The sequence below is a fragment of the Rossellomorea aquimaris genome (assembly GCF_001877785.1).
GTDB lineage: Bacteria > Bacillota > Bacilli > Bacillales > Bacillaceae_B > Rossellomorea > Rossellomorea aquimaris_A.
The window spans coordinates 139,875-163,383 of the sequence record NZ_MINN01000128.1; the positions used below are offsets into that span (position 1 = coordinate 139,875).

The window sequence follows — 23,509 nt, forward strand, 5'->3', positions numbered from 1 at the left end:
GGTTTAGTATTTTATGAGATAGACGATCGCTTCATACGGACGCAATTTTTTCAGTCCGGAAGGCCGATCTGGTGCTTCGGAATAATTGTTTATCAAGAGTTCACAGCTGGTGCCGTCGAAATCTGAAGGCAGTTCGAGCTCCGGTTCGTTTCCATAAAAATTTGCGGCGACAACTAGCGTCTCATCTCCGAGCTTTCTCTTATAGGCGAAAATTTCAGGATGGTCATCCAGGATCGGCTCGTACCCGCCGTATACGATGATGTCGTGTTCTTTTCTTAATCGGATCAGCTTTCTATAGTAATGGAAGATGGAGTCCTCATCTCTCAATGCGTCTTCCGCATTGATTTCTTTATGATTAGCATTCACTTCAAGCCACGGTGTCCCGGTCGTGAAGCCGCCGTGAAGACTGCTATCCCACTGGAAAGGGGTGCGGGCATTATCCCTTCCTTTTACATGGATGGATTTCATGATGATGCCAAGCGGGATGCCTTCCGAAACTTTTTCATTATAAAAATTGATCGTCTCAATATCACGGTAGTCACGGATATCATCAAAAACGATATTCGTCATCCCGATTTCCTCACCTTGATAAACATAGGGGGTGCCCTGCATCATATGAAGGATGGTGGCAAGCATTTTCGCCGATTCCACCCGGTATTTACCATCATGGCCCCACCTGGAGACGATCCTCGGCTGATCGTGATTATTCCAGTACAGGCTGTTCCAGCCCTTCCCGTGAAGCTCAGTCTGCCATTTCCCCAGTGTTTGTTTCAAGTCATGCAGATCAAGCGGCTTTAACGCCCACTTTCCTTTTCCTTCAACTTCATCAAGAGACATATGCTGAAAGGTGAAGACCATATCAAGCTCATTCCGTCCTTCACCTGTATAAAGGTTCGCCGTCTCAGGCGTGGCAGAAGGCGTTTCACCGACAGTGACGGTCGGGTAGTTTGAAAGGACTTCCCGATTCATTTCCTGCAGGTAGACATGCAGCTTTGGCCCGTCTGTCAGAACTTTGTCATCGATTTCCTTACCAATCAAATCGATCACATCCATCCGGAAGCCGCTCACTCCTTTATCAAGCCAGAAATTCATCATGTTATAAAGGTGCTCCCGTACTTCCTTGTTATGAAGGTTCAAGTCAGGTTGCTTTTTGCTGAAAAGATGGAAGTAGTACTCCCCGGTCGCTTCATCATATTCCCATGCAGGACCGCTGAAAACAGAGGTGATGCCGCTCGGCGGACCGCCGCTGCCTTCCCTCCACACATAATAATCACGATAAGGATTATCCTTTGACTTTCGGGATTCGATGAACCAAGGATGTTCATCCGAAGTATGATTGATGACTAGATCCATCATGATGTTGATATCCCGTTTGCGGGCCTCTTCGATTAATGTATCCATGTCATCCATCGTACCGAAATCGCTCATGATTTCATAATAATCGCTGATATCATATCCGTTATCGTCATTCGGCGATTGATAAACCGGGCTCAGCCAGATGATATCAATCCCGAGAAAAGCAAGATAATCGAGTTTCTCTATAATACCGGGAATATCCCCGATTCCGTCGCCGTTGTGGTCATTAAAACTGCGCGGGTATATTTGATACACCGTCGAGCGGTGCCACCATTTTTTCTCCATGGCTGCCTCCTTTAATAAGTAGGTTGCTGTGATGCGGTGGGAGGGGGGGGGAGGGTGTTTGATGGGGAGGCTGCGTTTGTGGTGCCAGGCACAAAAGGGAGGGATTGTGCCTGGCACAAAACGGCTCAATTGTACCAGGCACAATACGTTTGATTTGTGCCTGACACCGGCGCGTTCGGACCTGGTTCAAACATCCCCTCATTCGAGCCTGGCTCAAAATACACCAAAAGGTGCCAGGCTCATTTCACCGAAACGAAGCCCGCCACCATTCTAAAAAAGGATTGTACCAGGTACAAATCCGAGCTGGTGTACCTGGTACAATCTGCAGCTCCTGTACCAGGTACAAAACCTCAACTATGTACCTGGTACAACCTCACAACCCTGTACCAGGTACAAAACCTCAACTATGTACCTGGTACAACCCCACAACCCTGTACCAGGTACAACCAACCCCGACTGTACCAGGTACACACCTAAAACAACCTCACAACCCCCAACAAATCAACTACTTAATCCCCGACATCGTAAATCCTTCCACGATATACTTCTGGAAGAAAGAGAAGATGATGATGATCGGTACGACCATGAATGCCGCGCCGGCCATCTGTAATCCAAAGTTATTGGCATACTGCCCCTGCAGAAGGGAAAGTCCTACAGATAGAGTGTATAGACTCTCATCATTCGCGATGATCAGCGGCCATAAGAAACTGTTCCAGGCTCCGATGAAGGTAAGGATCCCCTGCACCGCGAAGATTGGTTTCGCAATCGGTACGATTAACCGGAAGAAGATATAGAATTCTCCGGCACCATCAAGACGTGCAGCCTCGATCAGGTCGGTTGGGATCGTCGTCATAAACTGCCTGAACAGGAAGATGCTGAAGGCGGCTGCAAGCCCCGGCAGCACAATCCCTGTCATCGTATTGGTCAGCCCCATTTCATTCAGGATCAGGTAAACGGGAATCATCGTTACCTGTGCCGGGATCATCATGGTTGCCAGCACAATGTAGAAGATTTTTTCCCTTCCTTTGAATTGGTATTTTGCAAAACCGTAGCCGGCCATGGCGTTGAAGAACAGGCCGACAAAGGAGAAGAGCACGATGACCAATGTGTTTCTCAAGTAGACGCCGAAGTTCATGCTTTCGAACAGATTGGCGTAGTTTTCGAGCGTCGGATTTTCAGGAATGAGCGTAGGCGGTATTTGAAGCACTTCGCTTTCCGGCTTGAATGAGCTTGAGATCATCCAGATGAACGGGACGGATACGATGATTCCGCCGAGGATCAGGAGGATGATGACAAAAAGCCGTTCCATTTTAAATGTTTTCATAGTTTCAACCCCGATACTGTGTATTTACAAACTTAGTATTCTGTATCAGATTTTCTAATTTTAAATTGAACCAAGGTAATGATGATGATGAACACGAACAAAATGAATGATCCTGCTGCCGCGTATCCGAATTCACTGAACTGGAAGCCCCTCTGGTAGATGAACAGTGCCATCGAGATCGTCCCGTCAAGCGGTCCTCCGTTTGTCATGACGAACGGCTCTTCGAAGAACTGTAGCCATCCGATGAGGGTCGTGACGGTGACGAAGAACGTAGCGTACCTCAGTAATGGAATGGTCACGTTCCACAGCACCTGCCAGCGGTTGGCCCCGTCCATTTCGGCTGCTTCATAGTAAGATTTCGGTATCCCCTGGAGTGCCGCGAGGAAGATGATCATGTTGATCCCGATCCCTTTCCATACAGCTAAAACAATCAACGATAGCTTGGCGATCGTTGGCTCTCCTAACCAAGGGATTTTCTCGACATCCAAAAGAGATAATAAGTAGTTGAATAATCCGTACTCGGTATTGTAAAGGAAGCCCCAAATAACCGCCACGGCGATGATGTTCGTGATCGAAGGCATATAATAGACCCCGCGGAACACCGTGAACAGCTTGCTTGTCCCGTAATTGAGGAGAAGGGCGATCCCCAATGAGAAAACAATGACGAGAGGCACCCCGATGATGACATAGAAAAACGTGTTGTAAATCGATTTATGAAAGAGTTCGTCTGAAATCAATGCAGAGTAGTTTTCCAGGCCGACAAAGTGCACATTCGACCAGTTGGCAAGCCCGGCAAGATCCAGGTCGGTAAAGCTGATCAGAAAGGCCACTATGATCGGAACGATGCTGAAAACAGCCAATATGATGACTGCAGGAGCAATAAACACGTATGGATGCTTATTTGTTCTGATATTTTTTAATCCATTGCTCATGATATCCCACCTAACCAAAACACCGCAGAAGGTTTATTTTAAAAATGGAGTTCAGGCAATCCCGGAGCGGGATATGCCTGTAACTCCAACTATCTTCCTTATTAAGAGCGAATGCTTTTTAGTATTTAATCTTACTCGACAATGTCATTTGCTTTCTTATTGAATTGCTCTAACTCTTTATCAATATCCGCACCGCCGACAGTGATTCTTTCGATGGAAGAAAGGAATTCCTGTGCAATCTTTTCAAATTCTTTGATTTGCGGTGATGCTTTAGTGTTTTCCAGCTGTTTACCGAACACAGAAAGTAATGGATCTTCTTTCAGCTTAGGCTCTTCCCAAGCTTCTGTTCGTGAAGGAAGTGTGTTGGACATTTCCAGCCATTCCATTTGTGTGTCTACTTCGTTCATATAAGAGATGAATTTAAGGGATTCATCGACATGTTCAGAGTTGTGGAAGATCGACAGGTTCGATCCGCCCATGCTTGATGTGTTTGTTTCTTTCTTAGGCATTACAGCAACCGCCCATTTATCTTTCAAATCTGGAGCCTGGTCGTTGATGATGTTGATCATCCAAGGACCGCTGAAGAACATTGGTTTCGATCCGCTCTTGAATGCCTGTACGATGTCGATTCCTTCTGCAGTCGGACTTAAGCCTTCTTTGAAGTAGCTCGCATAGTATTCAATTGCTCCCTTGAATTCAGGGCTGTCGAAGTTCATTTTATCCTTGCCTTCGAATTCGTATCCATTTTGCCAAGCAAAGATGAATGGAGTGATCTGGTCGTTGCGGTCGATATCAAGTCCGTACATATCGTCTCCGCGGGCATTCAGCTTTTCAGCTGCATCTTTCAGTTCATCCCATGTTGCAGGGGCTTTGTCGTATCCAGCTTCTTTCAATAAATCTGTGCGGTAGTATAGAACGCGTGTATCAATGTACCATGGAACCCCGACGATTTTGTCGTCATACTTCATGGAAGTGACGGAACCTTCGAAGAAATTCTCAGGTTTGAATTCCGGGTAATCCTTTAGATATGGCTTTAAATCAAGCAAAGCGCCGGCATCTGCAAACTCAGGCACCCAGGTTGTCCCTAATTGAAGAACGTCCGGTCCATTTCCTGAAGCAACGGCTGTCAAAAGTTTATCGTGAGCGTTGCCCCAAGGAATCGCCTGTACTTTTACGGTGATGTCTTTATTTTCTTCTTCGAATTTAGAAGCCATTTCCTTCAGTTTCTTGCCTTCTTCACCCATGGCCCAGACGGTAATTTCTTTCTTGCCGTCTTTTGAGTCGCCTCCGCCTCCGCATGCAGCAAGTACAGTCGATAATGCGATCATCGCGACCAATAACAGTGTCCATGATTTCTTTCTCATTCTCCCATCTCCATTCTATTATGATTGTTTTTTACATCCTGAAACAATGCTGCCTGCTATTAAGAAGCAAACAGGGAAATCAGTCAACGTTATTGAAACGTTTCGATGACTATATTATAATCAAACGTGAATCCGCTTTCAACCACTTTTTGAAAAATTGTGGGTTGTTAAAATCCAGATCATTGAAAAATGTTGTTTAATAGGTTGGGAACACTGTAAATAGATGATTTTGGTAATTCGGGAGGATCCAGATCTTTGTTGACTACAAGAGGGATTACGCTTATAATTCGACTCAACTGATTATTGAAACGTTTCACTAAATAAAGAACTGCACCACAAAATCCTAAAATCCGGAGGTTCCAATATGAATATGAATGAACAGAAGCTTGCTTCATTAGTAAACGAAATGACATTGGATGAAAAGATTGCCCAGCTGACACAGCTTGCGACACCATTTTTCAAAGGGGCGAGCGATGGGGGGCAGATCACCGGTCCGATGGCCGAAATGGGAATCAGCGACGAGACGATCGGGAATGCTGGGTCGGTACTCGGTGCGTCCGGAGCAAAGGAAGTGAAGAACATCCAGCGGAAGCATCTGGAAGATAACCGGCTGGGCATCCCTCTATTGGTGATGTCCGATATCGTGCACGGGTATAAAACGATCTTTCCTGTACCGCTTGCAATCGGCTGCTCATGGGACCTTGAACTGGCGGAGAAAAGTGCTGAGATTGCTGCACGGGAAGCATCGGCATCCGGTGTACATGTCACATTCGCTCCAATGGTCGACCTCGTCCGGGATCCCCGCTGGGGCAGGGTGATGGAATCGACCGGGGAAGATCCCTATTTGAACAGTGAGTTTGCAAGGGCATTCGTCCGCGGATTTCAAGGGGACGACTTGACTAATGAAACGAACCGCGTAGCAGCCTGCGTGAAGCATTTCGCTGCATACGGGGCAGCAGAAGGCGGCCGTGATTATAATACGGTGGATATGTCTGAACGTGAGCTTCGGGAAAGTTATCTGCCAGCGTATAAAGCAGCGCTCGACGAAGGCTGCGAGATGGTGATGACCGCATTCAATACCGTGTTCGGCATCCCGGCAACCGGAAATAAGAAGCTGATGCGGTCCATCCTCCGCGAAGAAATGGGATTTGACGGCGTGCTGATTTCCGACTGGGGTGCAGTGAAGGAAATGATTCCTCACGGCGTTGCAGAAGATGAAAAGGAAGCTGCTTTGAAAGCCCTTACGGCCGGGGTAGATATTGAAATGATGACTGCCGCTTATGTGAGATACTTAAAGGTATTAGTGGAAGAGAGTCAGGTTGATGAGGCACTGATCGATGAAGCCGTCCTCCGGATCCTGACATTGAAAGAAAAGCTTGGTTTATTCGAAAACCCATACAGGGGAGCGGATGAGGAACTCGAGAAAGAGGTTGTGATGAGCAGTGCCCACCGCGAAGCTGCCCGGGAACTCGCCGGGAAATCAGCAGTTTTACTGAAAAATGAAGGCGTTTTACCTCTTCGAAAAGAACAAAACATTGCCCTGATCGGTCCATTTGCAGATAGCGGTGACATTCTTGGACCGTGGTCTTGGCTTGGATCGAAGGAGGATGCCGTGACGGTGAAGGAAGGGTTCTTACAAAAAATCGATGGGGCCAAGCTGACTGTATCCGGCGGCAGTGACATTGAAACGATTTCAGAGGAACAAATTCAAGAAGCGCTCGAATCAGCGAGAGACGCAGACATCATCGTCCTTGCACTCGGCGAGGACTCGGAAATGAGCGGGGAAGCGGGATGCCGCGCGGATATCCGGCTCCCCGAAGCACAGCTCGAGTTGATACAGCGCATGAAGCAGCTCGGCAAGCCGATTGTCTCCGTGCTCTTCAACGGCCGTCCGCTCGATCTTCATGGTGTGTGGGATGAAACCGATGCCGTGCTTGAAGCATGGTATCCGGGAACGGAAGGCGGCGCCGCCATTACAGACCTTTTATACGGTGACGTAAATCCATCCGGACGCCTGGCGATGTCCTTCCCTTACAGTGCGGGCCAGATCCCGGTTTATTATAACCACTACAATACCGGACGTCCGAAGGGAGCTCCGGACGCACAGGAACGCTATGTTTCACAGTACCTGGATATCCCTAACAGTCCGCTGTTCCCGTTCGGCTACGGCTTGAGCTATACGGAATTCACCTACAGCGGCATGAAGCTGTCAAGTGAAAAAATGACGTGCGATCAACCATTGAATCTGACACTCACAGTGACAAACAGCGGAACGGTTGCAGGGGAAGAAGTCGTTCAGCTGTACGTGCGCGATGTAAGCGGCGAAGTGGTACGGCCGCTGAAGGAGCTTAAAGCTTTTGAAAAAATCTGCCTGGAACCGGGGGAATCGAAGGAAGTGGGCTTCACCCTGATAGAGGAGCAGCTAAGGTACCATCATTCCGATCTTTCATTTAGAAGCGACCGGGGTACTTTTATCGCATATATCGGAGGAAACAGCAGGGACGTCATGGAGGCATCCTTTAAACTGGAAAAATAGAGAAGCGAGGGGAAAGAAATGAACACAAACGTTGTACTCTCAGCAGGAGACCTGACATTTACTTTTTTAACGGGCGGGGACTTATTTGCCCTTACACATAAAGATATCATGGTGAATGGATTGATGACCAACCCGATCGACGGTTCGATGAACAATCTGTATCTGCGCATTCACGGAAAGGATGGCATCACATTCAAGCCGATGATCGGGGTCAAATCGGGAAGCAAGGTGGAATGGGCTGATTCCCGCGTGAAATGGAGCGGATCTTTCGAAGGCGTGACCTACGAAGTGACCTTCACATTGACGGACCGCGGAATCTGGTTCTGGGATGCAGAGGTAGAAGGCAATGGAGTCGAAGTCGATGTCATTTACGGACAGGATCTCGGGCTTGCCGACAAGGGGGCCGTCCGCTCCAATGAAGCCTATATGTCCCAGTATATCGATCATCGTGTGTTTGGAAGTGAAGAGAAGGGCTTCACAGTCTGCTCAAGGCAGAATCAGCCGCAGTCAAGCGGATTCCCTTATATCCAACAGGGGGCAATCGGGAAAGCGGCAGGCTATTCGACGGACGGGTTCCAATTTTACGGACTGTCTTATAAAGAAAGTGATGTACCTGAAGTGTTGACGAAAGAAACGCTGGCAAATGAAATCTACCAGTATGAATTCGCCTATACGGCCCTGCAGTCCCAAAAGGCAATACTAAAAGGCAAACAAAGATTTACGTTCTACGGGGTCTTCAAGGAAGATCATGCTGGAGCGATTGAAGAATTGGGATTCCAAGACGAAATCGAAGCGGCATGGGAAGAGGCGCAGGCCGGGGGAACAGAATATAAGGGTACCGGTGAATATGTAAAAATGAAACCGGAATTCGGCAAGCCCCTCCAAACGCTTTCCATGACTGGAACCGAAATAGAAGAACTGTTTGCTCACCGTCACAATGAGGAACGGGAAGGCGGCCAATTATTATCTTTCTTCACGGATACGCATGAGCATGTCGTCTTGAAGGAAAAGGAATTGATGGTGGAGCGCCCGCACGGTCATATTTTGATGTCGGGTGAAAATCACCGCATGAAAGAAGATACGATCACGACGACCTCTTTCATGTACGGATTGTTCAACTCTCAGCTTGTGGTGGGGAATACGTCGTTTAACAAAATGCTGACGAACCAGCGGAGTCATTTGAATGTGTCGAAAACATCGGGGCAGCGCATCTATATAGAAGTGAACGGAGAGTACAGGCTGATGACTTTGCCATCGATGTTCGAAATCGGCTTCAATTACGTCCGCTGGTACTATAAGACTGAGGACGATATGATCGTCATTTCGAATTATACTGTGGTCGATTCACCTGAAGTGCAGCTGAACGTGCAATCACAAAACGGCAAATCGTACCGTTATGTCGTGACGAATCAGGTGACGATGAATAACAATGAATATGAAAAAGGCTTCAACCTGAAGCAGGAAGACGGGATCCTGACAATCACTGCCGATCCGGAAGCGGACAGCAGTCAGACGTTCCCGCATCTTTCCTACAGGTTGAAAATCGACGGTGCGGATGTGGAAACCGGCCGTGAAGAGAAGCTTGCGGACGATGTTGAAGAAGGCGCCGCTTCCCTCGTTGTGATGGAAGTAAGTGCGTCCGCAGAATGGAACCTGACCGTCCAGGGGCTGCTGTACGGGGAAGAGCGCGATTTCGTGAAGCGCGACCACAATGAAGAGATCGAGAAGTACCGTGAGTATTACAGAGGCGTCATGAACGGCTTCAATCTTTCAAAAAATGATGAGCTGCCGGCATCCCTTCAAAAAGTGAATGCGCTCGCCTGGTGGTACACTCATAATATGCTGGTCCACTACTCCGTTCCGCACGGGCTGGAGCAATACGGCGGTGCAGCCTGGGGGACACGCGATGTGTGTCAGGGTCCGACCGAATATTTCATGGCGACACAGAACTACGAGTCCGTGAAGGAAATCATCAAAACCGTTTATTCGCATCAATATGAAGATGATGGCAACTGGCCGCAATGGTTCATGTTTGACAAGTATTATAAATTTCAGCAGGATGACAGCCACGGGGATATTATCGTCTGGCCGCTGAAAGTGGTAAGCGACTACCTCGCGGCGACGAATGACTACGGAATTTTACAGGAAGAGATTCCTTATACAGAGCGGGAAGGCTTCGGTTTAACTGAAGGGAAAGCGACTCTTCTCGCTCATATCAGGAAGGAGCTTTCCTATATCAAGGAAAACTTCCTTCATGACACGTTCCTGTCTTCCTACGGTGACGGGGACTGGGACGATACGCTTCAGCCTGCTAACGCCAACCTGAAAAAATACATGGCGAGCAGCTGGACGGTCGCCCTGACCTATCAAGTGATCGGTAAGCTTTCCGCCGTGCTCCACGGTGTTTTAGAGGAGGAGGCAGAGGAGTTTAAAACTCTCGCGGAAGGCATCCAGCAGGACTTCAACAAGTATATCCTCCAGGATGACGTAATCCCTGGGTTCGTCTATATGGAAGAGGCGGGGAAACCTGAATTTATGGTTCATCCGAAGGATACAAAAACCGGCATACATTACCGCCTGCTGCCGATGAACCGAAGCATCATTTCAGAGCTATTCACGCCTGAGCAGGCAGCTTCTCATTATGAATTGGTGAAGGAGCATTTATACTGTCCGGACGGGGTCCGCCTGATGAACCGCCCGGCGAAGTATGAAGGCGGGGTCAGCACCCACTTCAAGCGGGCTGAACAGGCTTCGAACTTCGGACGTGAAATCGGCCTTCAATACGTACATGCCCACATCCGCTTTGTGGAAGCGATGGCGAAGCTCGGATATTCGGATGAGGTATGGAAAGGCCTCGAAATCATCAATCCGGTCGGCCTGAAGGATGCCGTTCCGAACGCGGAGCGCCGTCAGAGCAATGTGTATTTCAGCTCTTCTGACGGGAAATTCAACACGAGGTACGAAGCACAGGAACGGTTCGGTGAACTGCGTGACGGTTCTGTGCCGGTCAAAGGCGGATGGAGAATCTATTCAAGCGGACCGGGAATTTATATGAATCAATTGATTTCAAATGCGCTGGGGATCCGCCAGGAAGGCGGGGACCTTGTGATAGACCCGGTTCTGACGGAGAAACTTGACGGACTTCAATTTGACTTCACATTCAATCACCAGCCGGTGACATTCGTCTATCATCTCGGAAAAAGCGGAAACCGTGTAGAAATGAACGGGCAGGAAGCTCCTGCCACACCTGTATCCAACCGTTACCGTCAAGGCGGCATGCGGATTTCAAAAGACGAACTTGAAAAACTGCTGAACAGCGAAAATAACAGAATCGATATCTACCTCTGATCATAAACCAGAAAGCCTGCCTCCATCCGGAAGCAGGCTTTCTTTCACCCTTCACTAAGATCTCTGTAAAGCGCAGTATGTATCTGCGGGCAGCCCGTGAGCAATTGCCCTGTTTTGATTCCTATATCGTATGGTTTATCATGGATGATAGGAAGGGAAAAAGAAGGTGGTGATTTCATGAACAAGATTCCAGATCACCTGGAACATAATCTCGATATTGTGTTCATCGGGTTCAATCCCAGCATCAGGTCGAGTGAAACGAGACATCATTATGCGAATCCTACCAACCGCTTCTGGAAGATCCTCTATCAGTCTGATTTGACGCCAAGGCTCTATCATTCTGATGAAGACGGCAGTCTATTAGAACTTGGATATGGCTTGACGAATATCGTAGAAAGACCGACAAAGGACGCTTCTGAAATAACGAAAGAGGAATACCGGGAAGGAAGGATTCTTTTAAAAGAGAAACTCGAAACGTATAGACCCCGGATTGCATGCTTTGTGGGCAAAGGAGTCTATCAGCAGTTTTCAGGGAAGAAAAAGGTCCCGTGGGGATGGCAGGAAGAATCGACGGTACATGGGGTACGCGATTTTGTTGCACCCTCATCAAGCGGGCTTGTACGGATGAAAGTAGAGGAAATTTCAGCAATCTATCGAAAGATACTTGAAGGGGACCGTTCTGTTTAAGACGGTCCTTTTTTTGATGGTATTACAGCCTAATTTAAGGATGGCCTGGTACAAGGGTTTATACAAAAATCATGAACGATTAATAGAATAGATAGTGGTAAATATTATTTACTAGTTTCATAGAGAAAGGAGGGAGAACAATGGGAGCAGCTCTTCCTAGTTCTTGCATTTTGGATTGGCTTCGCAGCCTTATCTGCTGGGTTCTCGGTTTATTGGGCAACGTATTAACCTGCCTGAGAAACGGAGTATGTAACACCACTGCTTAATCCGGCCCGGGAGGAATCCCGGTCACGGCCGGGTTCCTCCTTTTAAATAAAGGATATTCTACAAGTTTAAGACGGACCGCATCAGGGAAGATTACGGGAAAGTTGAACATTTTCAGCTGGAGACTTTCTAAACAGGGTGGGAACGGAATGCGATACATACTTAAAAAACTGCCCTCGCAGGCAAAACGATTTTCAAGGATGACGAAACTGGAAAAGTGGAGCGTCCTTTATTCTAATTTGTGGTTGACTCCCATGATTTATGCGCTGCTCTCCCTCATATTCGTCTTCGTGACGCTTTGGGCGGATCTTGAAATGAACGTCTACAAAGGGATGCCTTCGTTCTTAAAGGTCGACTACGCTTTGACCAAGACGATTCTGAGTACATTGACTGCAGGGATCTTATCACTTACCACATTTACCTTTTACGGCGTTCTTGGGGCACTGTCCACGTTTTCCAGTCAGTTCTCCCCGAGGATCCTTAAGAACTTCATGATGAATAAAGTGACCCAGCGGACGCTCGGGATCTTCAGCGGCAGCTTCCTATATGTGTTATTTTGTTTGTTTTTCATCAACGAAGATACGGCTCAGGCATATAGTCTGATTCCGTCTGCAGCTGTACTTACGGCCCTGCTTACGATCAGTACCTTCGCAATCTTCATCAATCATATCGTCAACTGGCTTCAGGTGACCAATCTGACAGAACAGATCAAGCAGGAATCCGTGAACATTATTGAAAGTTCGCTTGTCAATGAATTGAAGCCGCATAAGGCAGAAAAACCCGATGATGTAAAAATGCAGGTGCCAGGCGGTGAAGGAAAGCAGATGTATGCCAAACAGTCCGGATATCTGCAGAAGACCTACTTCAATGCATTGATTCGGCAGGCAGCCGAGGACAATCTGATCATCCGGCTGGACAACCGAATCGGAAGCTTCGTCTTCCGGTCAACGCCGGTTTTGACGTACTGGCACCCGTCACCTGATTTTGAGCTGGATGAAGGACTCTACTCAGGGATGTTTGAGATTGGTAAAAATCAAACGGAAGTCCAGGATATCGAATTCAGCATCAATAAATTCGTGGAAATCGCCATCCGGGCACTCGGGAATGATGACCCTAAGACCGCAACGAATATCATCTATCAAATCGGAGACCTTCTTATTCAAATTTCGGAAATGGAAGTATTCTCACCTTATCTCACAGATGAAGACGGGAATCTGCGGGTCATCCTCAAAAATCTGACCTATGCAGATTATCTTTACCGGGGGTTTGCATCGATCCGACACTATGCGAAAAAGGATGCCGTCATCACGGGTGAACTGCTGTCCGTTCTGAATGCCATTGCTCATGCGATTGATGAAAAGGATCATAAGCATGTTTGGGACTTCACCAAGTACACAATCAGCGGCTTTGAACAAGGACTGCTTTATGACCTGGATATGTACCGCTTCAGAGATCTTCTGAAAGATATTGCGGAAACGACCGGGAATGAGGATGGATGTAAAGAGCTGATGGATAAATTGGACGACAAGGCCAATTGAATTTTACGAAAGGCTGTTTTCTAAAAGATTGTTGCTTTTCGTAAAGGGCTTGCAGCCTGAATATAGCTTGTGGACGTGCTCTTTTCCAACTCCAGTTCAAACAACAAAAGGACGGACAAGCCGAAAATACCCAAGTTCCGGTATTTTCTTGTGTGCAAAGCAACAAAATATGCGAAAAGAGCGTTACGAAAAAAAGAACTGCAGTCTTCAGGCAGTTCTTTTTTTATGGGATTTCCCTCAAATATAAGTCAAATAATCGTTCGGCACAGCGTTCCCAGGTGAAATGGTGATGAACGGCTGAACGTGCATTACTGCCAATTTCCTTTTGGAGCTGCTGGTTTGAAAGGAGAGCTTCTGTGTGGTGGATCAGACCCTCTTCCAGTTGATTCAGTTCAATCAAATAGCCTGTCTTTCCATGCTCGATAATCTCTTTCATCCCTCCTGCCTTTGAAGCGATGACCGGGACGCCGCAGGCCATTGCTTCCACATTGACCAGACCGAATGCCTCTTTTCCCGTCGAAGGGACATAGGCAATGTCTGCCAGCTGGAACCATTGTTGAATGGAAGAATGGGGGATGAACGGGATGAATTTGACGTGACCTGGGAATCTTTCCGCCGTTTCTTCAAGCTTAAGGACATATTTCGTTTTTCGGGCACTGGAATATGAGGCACTTCCGACGATGACAAGACAGATATCCGGATGTTTTTTGATAAGTGCCGGCATGACATTCAAGAGATGATGGATCCCTTTCATTTTACGGAGGCGTCCCACGTACAAGAGGACCTTCCTGCTTTCAAGATTCTGTATTTTTTTGAACGCCTTCCTAGGTTTTTTTAAGTTGGAAAGCCATTTTGACCGAAACTGTGCAGTGTCCACGCCGAGGTGATTCACAAAGACTTTATCTTTTGTACAACCTGTTCTCTGGATGATGATTTCTTTCAGGAATTCACTATTCACCACCACCCTGTCCGCCATCCTGATGCATCGGATCAATTCTTCTTTAGGGAGAGCAGGAGGTGAAATGAAAGCAGTGGAATGAAGTGACAGAACAATCTTCTGATAGGGCAGCAGACTCCTCAGAAGCTGCACGTACCGCGGCCTGTTTTCCACTTGGATGATATCGGGGGCAATCTCTTTTATCATGGGAAGGCATTTTATGACATACTCCTGCCAATGCTTGAACCGGAAGCGGTAATACGCGGTCCCGCCGATCGTTTCCCTTTGCGGAAATCCTTTTGCCTGTCTGCAATGTGGACATCCGCCTTTCCGTGCAATGCGGCTGCCACTTTCTCCACGACCGTCTCTACTGAACTTGATTCCGGGGAGGGGATCGGAAACGAACCCGGGGTCAGGAAGAGCACCTTGGGCTTATCAGTCATTCATTATTCACCTTCCTTCTTCATATATGCTCCCATCATATTCAGTTTGCCTCTTATGTTGCAGGTGATATTTGACTGGAATACCAACCCGGAATTCCCGCACTGGCGGATACCAGCCCCTGTTTGCCAGCTGCCTATACGCTTCCTGTCCAAACTGAATATAGTTGTTAAAAAGAGTGAAGAAGAAAAAAGAAAACGATTAAACTGGAGGAATTGTGTTTGAAAAGATATATAGGGATCATGATCGGAGCTGCCGTCTTCAGGGGGATTCCAAAAGGGCAGACTGCATTCGAACATCTGCCTTTTTATGAAGAAGCCGGAAAAAAATACGGTGTGACTCCATGTTATTTCCGTTTCGAAGACATCACCCCTGGTGTCAGACAGGTGAATGCTTATGTGAAAAATGAACAGGGGACCTACATCCTGCAGGCGGTTCCGAGGCCTGACGTCATCCACAATAGAGTATTCAAATTGAAACCGGCCCAAAGGAGAAAAATCAAAAAGCTGAAAAAAGAAGGAATCATCTTTTTCAATGAATATAACCGCTACAGAAAGCTGAAGGTCAATGACATTCTCTTCGGGGATCCATTACTCCGGCCGCATGTCCCGGAAACACTGAGGGCGGATGAGAAGAGTGTGAAGCTGATGATGAAAAAACACGATGAACTGATTCTGAAGCCGAACAGCGGGACCCTCGGACTCGGCATCGTCAAACTTTCCAAAAGGAGCGGCGGGGTATGGGAACTGACCCTTAGGGAAAAAGATTCTCTGATCAGTGAATGTTTCTCTGAAACATTTCCCCCGAGATTGAAAGAACTGCTTTCAAGAAAGAATGTCATCGTCCAGCAGCGGATTCCGCTTGCCAAAAGCAGGGGCGGTGTATTCGATATGAGGGTGTCGGTACAAAAGAACAGGGTAGGAGTCTGGCAGGTTTCAGGCATTGTGGGAAAGGTGGCGAAAAAAGGCTGGTACATGACCAATGTAGCCCGCGGCGGATCTTGCCGTACCTTCCGCGAGCTAATGGAAGATCTTCCGCATCTTACACCTGAAGGAGTATATGAAAATATGGAAGGACTCGCCATCAGTGCTGCCGGGCTGCTCGAAAAGCATCTTCCCCCCTTGGCAGATCTCGGTTTTGATATGGGGATCACGGAAGAAGGATTTCCAATGTTCATCGAGTGCAACTGCAGGGATTTAAGGTACTCTTTCAAAAATGCGGGCATGATGGAGGAATGGAAGAACACACATGTTTCTCCGGTAGGATATGCCTGTCATCTATTGGAAGCCGCAGAAGCCCGGGGTTGACAGTAAATGCCGGAAAACCGGCTTTTTACTATGTGCATCCGCCGTTACAGAGATTGGGTCGGCCAATACTATGGATAAAGAATGGAATTTTAATAAAATTATAGATTCATCATCTATCATTAGAGGTGACAACATTGACAGGAACTAAATTATCAGTGATCATCCCGACAAAGAATGAGTCGAATATGATCGGCAGCGTAATGGAAGAAATCTCCAAACTGAATCCGTTTGAAATTATCGTTGTCGATAATGGATCCACGGATGACACAAAGGCAATCGTCAAGAAACATGGAGGAAAGGTAATCGAGTATCCATATGCTCTTGGGAGGAATGTACCAAGGGCGATCGGTGCCTACTATGCAAGGGGTGATATCCTGCTCTTTACCGATGGAGATCAAGTCCTGTCTGCCAAAAAGCTAAGACCGTTCATTAAGGCGATCGAAGACGGTGCTGATATCACACTGAATGATTTCAGGTATTTGCTGAAACTCAAGAAAAGACCACACTGTACGGCTGTCGCAAGGAAGGGACTGAATCTCCTTCTGAATAAATCGGAACATGATATCGATTCATTCATCTCCATCCCGCATGCGATGAACAGGCGTGCAATTGAAGCTATCGGCTGGTGGAACCTTGCCGAAACGGGGGTGGCGAATGGAGAGGCGATGATGAGCGGGCTGAAAATCGTTTCCCCGTCGTTCATCAATGTATTGAAAAACAATGCCAGAAGAAAGGCGGCCAGGGTGAAGTCCCCAAGCTCTCCGTTCTCGATCACACATGATGAAATACTTGGTGATCAAGCTCTTGGTGTGAATTATTTAATTGAAAAAAAGGGACAAGGGGCGGGTTTTCAGATGACCGTCTATATGAAGGACTCCCAGATCATCTTGAGACTGCCGCAGGAAACCGCGCTGTAAAACGTTCAGCAGTCATCGCAGCCACAAAGCGAAGGGAGGCCTCAATCCCGCTCCTGGTCAACCGGCTGACTGAAGCTAAAGTGAAGGAAATCATCATCGTGACGGATAAACAAGATTCCAAGACTGAACGATGGGGGAAAGACCCGCGCGTGCAGCTCATCACCATCACCGGCAGGGAAGGCTTATTCTATGAGCGGTTCGCTGCCGCCCGGCAAACATCGGGAAAGAGCGTATTATTCATGGATGGCAATTATCCGCTTAGCGTAAAAGAGATTAATCGATTTTATAAAAAAGCAGAGTCAGGCAGGGACCTGACACTCAACAATAAAGGATATTTACTAGGGGAATACCCGATGAATGCAAAAACGTCGATTCATTACTTCCTGAACATTCTTTTAAAGCGTCCGAAGCTCCTTAATCATTCCCTCACTGAATATCCCCATGCTATTAGCCGGAAGCTACTCCACAGCCTTGATCCGGAAGATTTGATGAAACCACCTGTGGCCTATGTGAAAGCGGTGCTGTCAGGCTTCAAGATTTCAGCCCCGGTAAGAGTAAAGACCGCAGAAGGGGATGTCAGGTGCGATGAAGTGTTCCTGGGTGACCATGTTGAAGCCATCGGGCTGCTGTTGAATGAAAGAGGGGAGAAAGCGGGATTTCTTGACGGGAAAAAGCATGAAGCCATTGTTGAATTGAGAGAAGAGGAGGGTAAGGTCAATGGGGGAGATGAATAAAAAAGCGGCAATTGTCGGCCTGGGCTACGTCGGGATCCCGCTTGCCGAGCTGTTCTTGAAGGGAGGGTGGGAAGTGTTCGGCATCGATGTGGACGCCGGCAAAATTGAAAGCTTGTTGAAGCATAGAAGTTACCTCAGCGATTATACCGACGAGGAGATAAAAGGATTGTTTTCAAGGGGTCTCTTCCATCCCGGTACGTCCTATGAGGTGATCAGTAAAGTAGATACGGTGATCTTGTGCATCCCGACGCCCCTGACCCCCGATCACAAGCCCGATTTGACTTTTTTGAAAAAGGCACTGGCAGGCTGCGTCCCATTTCTCCAGAAGGATCAGCTCATGATTTTGGAGAGCTCCACCTATCCGGGGACCACCGAGGAAGTGCTGTGTCCTGAAATCGGAGCCTGCGGGTTCACGCTGGGGAAAGACTATTATGCGGCCTACTCCCCTGAGAGAATCGATCCAGGGAACAAAGTGTACTCGCTGCACCAGATCCCTAAAGTAATCGGGGGCATGACAGAAGAATGCACGAGAAGGGCAGCCGAAGCATACGGATCCATTTTTGACAGCATCGTACCCGTTTCATCTCCGAGGGCGGCGGAGATGTGCAAGCTGGTCGAGAATTCCCAGAGGCTGATCAATATTTCGTTCATGAATGAGCTTCTCTTGCTTTCATCCAAACTGGATCTTGATCTCTGGGAAGTCATAGATGCAGCCGGCACCAAACCGTTCGGCTTCACCCCCTATTATCCCGGACCTGGAATCGGCGGCCACTGTATCCCAGTTGATCCCATGTACCTGTTATGGAAAGCAGAACAAAGCGAGTTAAATCTGTCGCTCATAAAAGAAGCACACAGGATTAACGAAGCCATGCCCCATTACGTGATCAGTAAAATCGAAAAACTTACCGGAAGTGGAACCATTAAAGGGAAGTGCATTTTTATCATCGGCGCTGCCTATAAGAAAAATGTAAATGATGCACGGGAGTCATCGGCGCTCAAAATCATGGACCTCCTCCTTAAAAAGGGGGCCAAAATCCAGTACCACGATCCGTACATCCCCGAACTCCAAGTGAATGGATATACCCTTGAGACGATAGATCTCACAGAGGATGTTCTATCCCGGGCCGATCTTACCCTCATTCACACCAATCACTCTTCCCTTGATTATGAAACCATCGCTCAATTCTCCAATTGCATCCTCGATACACGTCATGTGCTCGAATTGGCCAATCCCAAAGTGAATTATTTATAAAAAAAACCGCCCTTGTGGCAACCCATGCATTCTTTTCATAAAAATAATCAATAAAGAAGTTGAAGGAATGAAAAAGATGCAGACGATTGTTTTCCTTGGAAGCAGGGGATACGGCACCAGTCATGAAGCGATAAAGACAGCAAAAGAACTTGGCTGTTATACGGTTTTGATTTCAGATCGATATCGCTCTGGACTCACTGAAGCGGATGAACTCATCTGTGTGCCGGATTTAGCAGAAAGAAATGAAATCTTGGTCCGTCTCAAGAAACTTGAGGACAAGGGAAACCGTATAGCTGCCTGCCTGAGCTTCATCGATCCGTATGTATCCTGTGCGGCTCAGCTTTCAGAGGAGCTGGGACTTGGGGATTTCTCATCGGGAGCATTGGCACTGGCCGAAGACAAAACGGCAGTCAGGAATAAATTGAAGGGTCTAAAATCCTCCCCTTTCTTCTCCGTGATTGATAAGGGAATCGATATCCGTGGATTTGCACTCTGTCACGCTGAAAGATTTCCACTCATTCTGAAACCTTCTGTCTCCAATGGATCAAAAGATATAAAACTTGTGAAGTCGGAGGGGGAAATGAAGGAAGCATTGTACGCTTTTAAAGATAAGCAGCCGATTTTGGCAGAGGAATATCTGGACGGACCACAATACTTGATCGAAGCAGCCGTGTACAAAGGGGAAGTCCTCATCGCTGCAGTCATCGAGCAGGAATGGAATGAATCTTTCATCATTACCGGTTATGCTTTTCCGGCAGAACTTTCCAGGGATGCTGCACTGTCACTTACCGATGCTGTCCGGGATATCGTTCAGCACATTGGCATAGAACATGGTTCATGTCATCTCGAGATGCGGTACGTCAAAGGCAGGTGGAAGCTGGTTGAAATCAATCCCAGGATGTCAGGAGGTTGGATGAATAAGATCATTGAGACGGGAACAGGGGGTAACCTGCTGAAAGAAGTCCTCAAGATGCAGCTAGGTGAAGAACCAGTCTTCCATGAATCCATTCCCCGCAGCACGTATGCCAGGTATTTGACCGTAAATACTGCCGGAAGACTTTTGCATATAAGCGGAATAGAGCAGGCGATGAACCTTGATGGGATTGAGCATGTGCTGTTGAAGACCGAAAGAGGGTGTATTGTAAGGCCGCCAAAATCAATGGGGGACCGGTTTGCCTGCATTATTGCAGCTGCGGACACAATGCAGCATGCAAAGAAAGCCGCCAGGGATGCAGCGAAACGTTTGAGGTTGTATGTGGAACCTCTTTAGGGGGAATGAAAAATGAAAATGGCAGGGATGCTGCACCATCGTTCTCAGCCTCACCGGGTAAAAAAAGCATACGCGTGTGCTGCTGCAGCAAAATTGGAGGGGGTCCCTTTTTTCTACTTCACCTACAGCGGTGTGAATACAAAGGACAAGAAAATTAGTGGGTGGATGTATGAAGAAGGAAAGTGGAAAAAGAAGAAGCTGGGGTATCCTTGCGTTGTCATCAATCTCTCTAATCCGAAAACAAAGAAACAGTCCAGCATTACAAAAGAATTAAAAAGGCACTGCATATTCACCAGCCATTCAGTCGGGAACAAAATGACAGTCTATCACAAGTTGAAGAATAAGAAGAAATATTCTTCTTATCTGATTCCTTCCCTGCCGCTCTCCGGTTTCGGAGAGGTGGCAGCTTCCTTTTTATCCCACAAGAAGCTTGTCATCAAGCCGTACTCCGGAAATAAGGGGAAAAATGTTTACTTTCTTGAAAGGGATGGCGATCACTACGTCATAACAGAAGGAAACTCCTCTCAAACATACAGTCAAAATGAATTGGAAGTATGGATCCATCAGCTGCTGCTGGAAAACCGCTATCTGATTCAGCCTTTCATCCTTTGCAGGACAAAAATCGGATTGACGTATGATATGCGGATTCATGTGCAGAAAAATGGAAGAGGGAAATGGGAGATCAACCTTATCTATCCACGCATCAGCGGGACGGGTAAGCTTGTCAGCAACGTGAGCAGCGGGGGATATCGGGGTGACTGGGTTCCATTTATGAAAGAGGAGTTCGGGGAAGAGTGGGAAGAGGTAAGGAGAAGGCTTGAATCATTTGCCGCTTCATTCCCGAAACATTTTGAAGCGCTTTATCCCCATTCATTTGATGAACTGGGTATAGATGTGGGAATCGATAAAGATTTGAAGTTGTGGCTTTTTGAAGTGAATTGGAGGCCGGGGAGCAAACACCGTGAATTCGAAGTGGCGAAGAGGCTCATACCCTATTGCAGGTATTTAATGAAGAAGAGTGGATAAACGTCCATTTTGGCCACTCCCATACACCTGCCGGCTTACTCCCCATACAATAAATATGTAGCTGATTGGGGGGAGGGACTTGGAGATAGAAAAAGAGAAAAACAATCTGACGTGTATCCATAAAGCGCTGGCTGAAGTGAAGAAACTCCAGGATTTCATTAACCAGGCTGACATCCCTTATCTCGGCAAAGTGTTTTCAAAAATGACAGGTGTCGATACCGTTCCCATTATGTTATATACAAAGGATGGAAAGCTTGCCTTCACAGGGTTTGATATAGAACCATGCGGAGAAGAGGCTTCTTTTAAAACAAGCTATTTCCGTATGGAAAAGCTGCATGAACAGTCAGGCTGTGCCACGATATCCCTGCTGCGTCCGCTCTGTATATGCGGAAAAAACAAACACTCATGCTGTGAAATCCTCGTGCTGAAAAGGACCGATACGTGCCTAACGATTGATGTTAGCTGTATTTGTGCCGTTCAATGCATTGATATCGACCTCTTGAAACGAAAAATAATTATTGAACCGAAGTGGTGAAAACGTGCCTTTACCCAAGGTGCGTTTTTCTCGTTTAAGGAACAGTTCATTATTCCCGTTCATCTCGTCATGCCATGTTAAATGCGTGTACGCTGTTGCTTTAGCGTAACAAGGGACGATTGTATAATTTTCTGTTATACTAGACGAATAGTTTAAATATTTAGATTTTACTGACGGGTTATGCATCTTGAGAAGCCGTACTTCATAGAGACCCAATCTTATTATCAAACGATAAAAGGGGTGCAAGTCTGTGGAGAAGTTTGCAAGTTTTCGTGTGCCGGAAACGATTTTTTACGGCCGGGGAGCTTTAGAAAATGTCGGCAGGGAAGCGGCAGATCGGGGCGGAAAGGCCCTGATTGTCAGTGATGGAATCATGGACGGGCTCGGCTATGTGAGCCGTTGCCGTCAGTATTTACAGAATCACGGGATTCCGGGTGCCGTCTATCTTGGGGTTGAGTCTGAACCGACAGACCGGTATGTTGCAGAGGCCCTCGCGATGCTCGAGGAGGAGCGCTGCGACCTGGTCATATCACTCGGAGGGGGGAGCTGCATCGATACCGCCAAGGCAATCGCTGTGCTTGCTTCGAACGGAGGGTATATCGGGGATTATATGGGCGGCAGATTTTTAGCCGATAAAAAACCTCTCCCTCACATCGCCATCCCTACAACAGCAGGTACGGGTTCGGAAGCGACGGATGTGACGGTCATCACCAATACGCAGGATGACGTGAAGATGATGATCAAGCAGCCGGCCTTTATGCCGGATGTCGCCATTGTGGACCCGCTCCTGACCGTCTCCTCACCCAAAACCGTGACGGCTGCCACCGGCGTCGATGCGCTGAGCCATGCGGTGGAAGCGTATCTGTCAAGGAGAGCCCATCCGATGACCGATACAGCAGCTCTTGCTGCCATCGGACTGATAGCGGACAATCTGTTGAAGGCCTACGATGACGGCGAAGACCTCGATGCGAGGGAAGCGATGAGCCTTGCTGCCCTGCAGGGGGGAATGGCGTTTTCCAATGCTTCCGTCTGCCTGGTCCATGGAATGTCACGCCCGATCGGTGCACTGTTCCATGTCCCGCACGGCTACTCGAATGCGATGCTGCTGCCGGCGGTGCTGGAATTCAGCAAAGACCACTGCATCGACCGGCTGGCTGATATCGGGCGGATATTCGTGAAGGACAGCGTTCATCTGACGAACGGGGAATGTGCCGAAAATGCGGTGGCTTCGGTCAAAGCACTCTGCCGGAAGCTGAACATTCCAAATCTGAAGGGATGGGGAATCGATGAATCAGCATTCACTAAAGCAGTGGGGAAAATGACGGAAGATGCCTTCATCAGCGGCAGCCCCGCAAACAACCCCCGGGTGCCGGCGAAAGAGGAACTGGAGGCGCTGTATCACAGCTGCTACGATTATCAGTACACAACAGAGGAAAAGGTAAAGCGATAAAAGGGG

General features: G+C 47.6%; 18 protein-coding genes. 12 read left to right on the forward strand and 6 right to left on the reverse strand.

Annotation, left to right across the window (positions count from 1 at the left end; translation table 11 throughout):
* Positions 1-3 precede the first annotated feature (3 nt).
* The 4 genes from BHE18_RS19195 to BHE18_RS19210 all read right to left on the reverse strand — a co-directional run bounded on the left by BHE18_RS19195 (position 4) and on the right by BHE18_RS19210 (position 5,261).
* Positions 4-1,641, reverse strand: a complete 1,638-nt coding sequence (locus BHE18_RS19195) for a glycoside hydrolase family 13 protein (protein WP_071620113.1) — start codon at positions 1,639-1,641, stop codon at positions 4-6.
* A 505-nt stretch (positions 1,642-2,146) separates the two neighbouring features.
* Positions 2,147-2,965, reverse strand: coding sequence for a carbohydrate ABC transporter permease (locus BHE18_RS19200; protein ID WP_071620114.1), 819 nt, complete (start codon positions 2,963-2,965; stop codon positions 2,147-2,149).
* 32 nt (positions 2,966-2,997) lie between these two features.
* Entirely contained in the window at positions 2,998-3,897 is a 900-nt protein-coding gene (locus BHE18_RS19205; protein WP_058297102.1) for a carbohydrate ABC transporter permease, read from the reverse strand.
* Positions 3,898-4,028: 131 nt separating this feature from the next.
* Positions 4,029-5,261, reverse strand: a complete 1,233-nt coding sequence (locus BHE18_RS19210) for a sugar ABC transporter substrate-binding protein (RefSeq protein ID WP_071620115.1) — start codon at positions 5,259-5,261, stop codon at positions 4,029-4,031.
* A gap of 370 nt (positions 5,262-5,631) precedes the next feature.
* On the opposite strand from BHE18_RS19210, the gene BHE18_RS19215 reads away from it, so the two are divergent.
* The 4 genes from BHE18_RS19215 to BHE18_RS19230 all read left to right on the forward strand — a co-directional run bounded on the left by BHE18_RS19215 (position 5,632) and on the right by BHE18_RS19230 (position 13,634).
* Positions 5,632-7,797: a glycoside hydrolase family 3 N-terminal domain-containing protein gene (locus tag BHE18_RS19215; RefSeq protein ID WP_071620277.1), complete on the forward strand. Its 2,166-nt coding sequence runs from the start codon at positions 5,632-5,634 to the stop codon at positions 7,795-7,797.
* A gap of 18 nt (positions 7,798-7,815) precedes the next feature.
* A complete protein-coding gene (locus tag BHE18_RS19220; RefSeq protein ID WP_071620116.1) occupies positions 7,816-11,145 on the forward strand; it encodes a GH36-type glycosyl hydrolase domain-containing protein in 3,330 nt (1,109 codons plus the stop codon).
* Positions 11,146-11,322: 177 nt separating this feature from the next.
* A complete protein-coding gene (locus BHE18_RS19225) occupies positions 11,323-11,832 on the forward strand; it encodes a mismatch-specific DNA-glycosylase (RefSeq protein WP_071620117.1) in 510 nt (169 codons plus the stop codon).
* A 413-nt stretch (positions 11,833-12,245) separates the two neighbouring features.
* Positions 12,246-13,634 carry a DUF2254 domain-containing protein gene (locus BHE18_RS19230; RefSeq protein WP_083573891.1) on the forward strand — a complete coding sequence of 463 codons (1,389 nt, stop codon included), beginning with the start codon at positions 12,246-12,248 and terminating at the stop codon, positions 13,632-13,634.
* 223 nt (positions 13,635-13,857) lie between these two features.
* Here BHE18_RS19230 and BHE18_RS19235 read toward each other — a convergent pair whose 3' ends face one another.
* Positions 13,858-14,778: a glycosyltransferase family 4 protein gene (locus BHE18_RS19235; protein WP_083573892.1), complete on the reverse strand. Its 921-nt coding sequence runs from the start codon at positions 14,776-14,778 to the stop codon at positions 13,858-13,860.
* A gap of 11 nt (positions 14,779-14,789) precedes the next feature.
* The gene (locus BHE18_RS22755; protein WP_083573893.1) at positions 14,790-15,014 is read right to left on the reverse strand and encodes a hypothetical protein; all 225 of its coding nucleotides are present in this window, start codon (positions 15,012-15,014) and stop codon (positions 14,790-14,792) included.
* 219 nt (positions 15,015-15,233) lie between these two features.
* Here BHE18_RS22755 and BHE18_RS19240 point away from each other — a divergent pair, with 219 nt between their 5' ends.
* The 8 genes from BHE18_RS19240 to BHE18_RS19275 all read left to right on the forward strand — a co-directional run bounded on the left by BHE18_RS19240 (position 15,234) and on the right by BHE18_RS19275 (position 23,503).
* The gene (locus BHE18_RS19240; protein ID WP_071620118.1) at positions 15,234-16,319 is read left to right on the forward strand and encodes a YheC/YheD family endospore coat-associated protein; all 1,086 of its coding nucleotides are present in this window, start codon (positions 15,234-15,236) and stop codon (positions 16,317-16,319) included.
* 134 nt (positions 16,320-16,453) lie between these two features.
* Complete coding sequence (locus BHE18_RS19245; protein ID WP_071620119.1) at positions 16,454-17,236, forward strand: glycosyltransferase family 2 protein; 783 nt, start codon at positions 16,454-16,456, stop codon at positions 17,234-17,236.
* 14 nt (positions 17,237-17,250) lie between these two features.
* The gene (locus BHE18_RS19250; RefSeq protein WP_328585903.1) at positions 17,251-17,970 is read left to right on the forward strand and encodes a hypothetical protein; all 720 of its coding nucleotides are present in this window, start codon (positions 17,251-17,253) and stop codon (positions 17,968-17,970) included.
* Positions 17,954-19,222 (forward strand): nucleotide sugar dehydrogenase, encoded by a 1,269-nt coding sequence (locus BHE18_RS19255; RefSeq protein ID WP_071620121.1) that lies wholly within the window; start codon positions 17,954-17,956, stop codon positions 19,220-19,222. Before BHE18_RS19250 ends, BHE18_RS19255 begins: the two co-directional genes overlap by 17 nt.
* Positions 19,223-19,289: 67 nt before the next feature.
* Complete coding sequence (locus tag BHE18_RS19260) at positions 19,290-20,492, forward strand: ATP-grasp domain-containing protein (RefSeq protein ID WP_083573894.1); 1,203 nt, start codon at positions 19,290-19,292, stop codon at positions 20,490-20,492.
* 12 nt (positions 20,493-20,504) lie between these two features.
* Positions 20,505-21,518 (forward strand): YheC/YheD family protein, encoded by a 1,014-nt coding sequence (locus BHE18_RS19265; protein WP_071620122.1) that lies wholly within the window; start codon positions 20,505-20,507, stop codon positions 21,516-21,518.
* A 79-nt stretch (positions 21,519-21,597) separates the two neighbouring features.
* Positions 21,598-22,053 carry a CotY/CotZ family spore coat protein gene (locus BHE18_RS19270; protein ID WP_071620123.1) on the forward strand — a complete coding sequence of 152 codons (456 nt, stop codon included), beginning with the start codon at positions 21,598-21,600 and terminating at the stop codon, positions 22,051-22,053.
* A 250-nt stretch (positions 22,054-22,303) separates the two neighbouring features.
* Positions 22,304-23,503 carry an iron-containing alcohol dehydrogenase gene (locus BHE18_RS19275; RefSeq protein ID WP_071620124.1) on the forward strand — a complete coding sequence of 400 codons (1,200 nt, stop codon included), beginning with the start codon at positions 22,304-22,306 and terminating at the stop codon, positions 23,501-23,503.
* The last annotated feature ends 6 nt before the right edge of the window (positions 23,504-23,509 follow it).

Bases quoted from the DNA above. Each gene is read 5' to 3' on its own strand.
- BHE18_RS19195 (WP_071620113.1), bottom strand. From the start codon at position 1,641: ATGGAGAAAAAATGGTGGCACCGCTCGACGGTGTATCAAATATACCCG.
- BHE18_RS19200 (WP_071620114.1), bottom strand. From the start codon at position 2,965: ATGAAAACATTTAAAATGGAACGGCTTTTTGTCATCATCCTCCTGATC.
- BHE18_RS19205 (WP_058297102.1), bottom strand. From the start codon at position 3,897: ATGAGCAATGGATTAAAAAATATCAGAACAAATAAGCATCCATACGTG.
- BHE18_RS19210 (WP_071620115.1), bottom strand. From the start codon at position 5,261: ATGAGAAAGAAATCATGGACACTGTTATTGGTCGCGATGATCGCATTA.
- BHE18_RS19215 (WP_071620277.1), top strand. From the start codon at position 5,632: ATGAATGAACAGAAGCTTGCTTCATTAGTAAACGAAATGACATTGGAT.
- BHE18_RS19220 (WP_071620116.1), top strand. From the start codon at position 7,816: ATGAACACAAACGTTGTACTCTCAGCAGGAGACCTGACATTTACTTTT.
- BHE18_RS19225 (WP_071620117.1), top strand. From the start codon at position 11,323: ATGAACAAGATTCCAGATCACCTGGAACATAATCTCGATATTGTGTTC.
- BHE18_RS19230 (WP_083573891.1), top strand. From the start codon at position 12,246: ATGCGATACATACTTAAAAAACTGCCCTCGCAGGCAAAACGATTTTCA.
- BHE18_RS19235 (WP_083573892.1), bottom strand. From the start codon at position 14,778: ATGATAAAAGAGATTGCCCCCGATATCATCCAAGTGGAAAACAGGCCG.
- BHE18_RS22755 (WP_083573893.1), bottom strand. From the start codon at position 15,014: ATGACTGATAAGCCCAAGGTGCTCTTCCTGACCCCGGGTTCGTTTCCG.
- BHE18_RS19255 (WP_071620121.1), top strand. From the start codon at position 17,954: ATGGGGGAGATGAATAAAAAAGCGGCAATTGTCGGCCTGGGCTACGTC.
- BHE18_RS19260 (WP_083573894.1), top strand. From the start codon at position 19,290: ATGAAAAAGATGCAGACGATTGTTTTCCTTGGAAGCAGGGGATACGGC.
- BHE18_RS19265 (WP_071620122.1), top strand. From the start codon at position 20,505: ATGAAAATGGCAGGGATGCTGCACCATCGTTCTCAGCCTCACCGGGTA.